Source organism: Streptococcus sanguinis (assembly GCF_020729725.1).
GTDB classification, from domain to species: domain Bacteria; phylum Bacillota; class Bacilli; order Lactobacillales; family Streptococcaceae; genus Streptococcus; species Streptococcus sanguinis_V.
In genome coordinates this window covers 1-2,687 of record NZ_JAJEPA010000030.1, presented here as the reverse complement: position 1 = coordinate 2,687, position 2,687 = coordinate 1, and the positions used below count along the sequence as shown (strand labels likewise).

Here is a 2,687-nt window from a genome sequence, read left to right as displayed (position 1 = left end):
TTCTCTTCTTCAGCTAACTCATTAGGGGGGATAAGTAACTGTAAGGTGTCAAATGCTCCATTTTCTGTATTATCCCTTTTTATACTGAAGCTATAAAGTTGGGTTTGTTTAGGGTTGTTCGATCTAATATTCAACTCTTTTAGTTTGCTCTCAAAGTCTTTCTCACAATCACGATACCCCTGCTCTTGCTTCCACAAAGCATAATGAACCAGCTCATGCTCCACTATCGTTCTAATAATTTCAAAATCATCAAACTTAATAACTGCATAAACAAAAACTTCGTTTAAAGTTATAGGTGGGGTAGGTTTATCAAAGAATAAATTTTCATGTCGTTCTGCTGGACAAAAACTTCCCCCTACATATTCATCATACTTCTTGAGATAGAATTGGCTATCCCATTTGATGTATGGAAAGTTGCGTTTTAAAAATCCTATTGCATAAAGATTTAATTCTTCCCTTAGTTTCTCCCACTTTTCTTTAGTCAGGTAGTTTTCTTCCACTCTATAGGAAGTTATATCCTTTACAGTATATTGTAACCCCTTATGTACTGCTGCTCCCAACGTTTCATCTCTGATACTTAAATTCCTTGCATACACAACTGAACCCGTATCAAATATGTAGTTGAAAAAGAAAAATAAGTAAAATACAGCTAAAATAACTATACCTATAACGATTTGCTTCGGTTCCCCACTAAAAACCAAAAACAAGGCATGAATATTGGTTGCTGCTAGAAACAATTTTATTAAAACATGAAACGTTTTTTTGTTAAACATTATTGCTTCCACTCCTTTCCTGCAAAATTAATAATAACTAACCTTTAACTCATACCCACTCTCTAACTTCGGGTTGAAAATTCTCCCCCCCCTTTTTGCAAGCATGAAAATCCTTAAAATAATCTCCATTTCCAAAAATTTGATGACAACCTATTTCTTTCTCATCTTTCAATAACTGTAACATATACCTATTACTCATTTATCTCTCCTTGATTGTTTATCTAGGGTGAGTCTGGGAATGAGTTCCCCATCGTTAAACTAAAGAGATACTTCTCTCTTTTTTTATATAGGGTGTAACCGAGAATACCAGAAGGGGATTGGAAAATAGAAAATGAAAAATCATCTGATTCTTTTAAATCAGGTTGATGATCTGTAACACAAATCAAATGTAAATTATAATTTTTAGACTTATTTACCACATCTTTAACAAACTTTTCTATCTGTTTTTGATTACAATTAGAAATATCTAATAACAAAAATATCCTAACCTTTCCAGAAAAACTAGCTAGATATTCTTTCAGTGTATCAGGATAAGCCGTGTTTTCCTCTTTTAGCTGCTTGTATCTTTTTTCTAGCATTTTATCGAGGTTATCATAATCTTCCCCACCCTCTTCTGCTTTTTCATACAAAAAGCCAGCACCTTCATTTCTTCTATTACTTGCTTCCACCACGGTTCGGTTTAGATGTTGCAGAAAAGATTTTTCTATCAGGATATGAGGCTCCCGATCAACATTCCAATAAAGTCTCTGACCGTTCTGATAACCTAACGGCACTTCAAAATCTTTCCCATTCAGCAACGAACTATCTTTTTTTGTCAATATAATTTCATTGTTCCTAACAGTTAGCTCAAACTCTTCTCCGTTCCATTCAATAGTATCAAGCACTCTCTTAGGCAAGATAACTCCTTGGGAATTTCCCCATTTTTTTACTGATATTTCCATTAAAAACCCTCCTGTAATTGAATGTATAACTAATTATATATTTTTACTGGAGGGTTGTCAAAGAATTTAATACTGTCTAAGTGATTTTGGATTAACTTAATTATTCCTTTCTAATAATTTCTCAATAAATTGAATGTCCTCTGCAATTAAACCAACTTCTTGATTTGGAGCAACATAATAAATATCAACTGTATTTTCTTTACATGAAAACTCTATAGCTCTCCATCGAGCAAAAGTTCGCTCAGACTCATTTGTTGTCATGGACGCAATGAAATCACGCCTGAATAAATCATCAATCACAATGACTGTTTTATTGTGTAAACAAGTCACTACATTTAGAATCGCTTGTAGCTTAGTCTCTGCTAAAACTCCTTTTGAGCTTCCTAATGCTTCAAACTCTGGTATGGATAAATAACGGTTGATGATATTACTGTCATTTCCCCATGTTGAAATCCAATATATTTTTAATTTTGGATTTCTAACAAGTTTCTTCAACCACGCTATGACTTCATCACGAATAGTCCACTTTCCCCAATCATGTGAAATGATTGTAAAATTATCATTTTTGGGTGACCCCTCAAAATTTAAAACTCCATCAATATCCAATAAAATATAGACTTCTTTAGCTTTCCTATTATTGAAAATGTCTGTTATTTTACTAAATATATGTTTCATTTGTGGTTTTTACCCCTCTTTTTGTGATTTATTTTTTTTACTGGTTAGTAGCGACGTAGTTTTCGAATTTTGAATACTCGAACAAGACACGAACCATATAACACAGACACTGGCAGAGCTGCTACCCAAACCCATAAATGAGTTGTAGCAAAATGGAAAACCGATTCTATACTGAAAACATCTAACAATCTCTTTTCATGTTTATACAAGAAAAGAGATGAGATTACAAAGGCAGATGTTATATTTATAAAAATAAAGGCTAGGATATATTGCATGCGTTTAACGATAGAATGTTCTT

The 2,687-nt window shown here is 33.0% G+C and carries 4 protein-coding genes and 1 pseudogene; all 5 read right to left on the bottom strand.

Going from position 1 to position 2,687, the window contains the following annotated elements; translation table 11 throughout:
* A pseudogene (locus tag K4I03_RS12325) lies at positions 1–773 on the bottom strand (hypothetical protein); the annotation flags it as partial.
* 49 nt (positions 774–822) lie between these two features.
* Entirely contained in the window at positions 823–972 is a 150-nt protein-coding gene (locus K4I03_RS12320; RefSeq protein WP_227965627.1) for a hypothetical protein, read from the bottom strand.
* Positions 973–994: 22 nt separating this feature from the next.
* Entirely contained in the window at positions 995–1,714 is a 720-nt protein-coding gene (locus K4I03_RS12315; RefSeq protein WP_227965625.1) for an AbrB/MazE/SpoVT family DNA-binding domain-containing protein, read from the bottom strand.
* A gap of 96 nt (positions 1,715–1,810) precedes the next feature.
* Complete coding sequence (locus tag K4I03_RS12310) at positions 1,811–2,389, bottom strand: HAD domain-containing protein (RefSeq protein ID WP_227965623.1); 579 nt, start codon at positions 2,387–2,389, stop codon at positions 1,811–1,813.
* 44 nt (positions 2,390–2,433) lie between these two features.
* A partial coding sequence (locus K4I03_RS12305) for a hypothetical protein (protein ID WP_227965621.1) occupies positions 2,434–2,687 on the bottom strand: 254 nt, incomplete at its 5' end.

Bases quoted from the DNA above. Each gene is read 5' to 3' on its own strand.
- K4I03_RS12310 (WP_227965623.1), bottom strand. From the start codon at position 2,389: ATGAAACATATATTTAGTAAAATAACAGACATTTTCAATAATAGGAAA.
- K4I03_RS12315 (WP_227965625.1), bottom strand. From the start codon at position 1,714: ATGGAAATATCAGTAAAAAAATGGGGAAATTCCCAAGGAGTTATCTTG.
- K4I03_RS12320 (WP_227965627.1), bottom strand. From the start codon at position 972: ATGAGTAATAGGTATATGTTACAGTTATTGAAAGATGAGAAAGAAATA.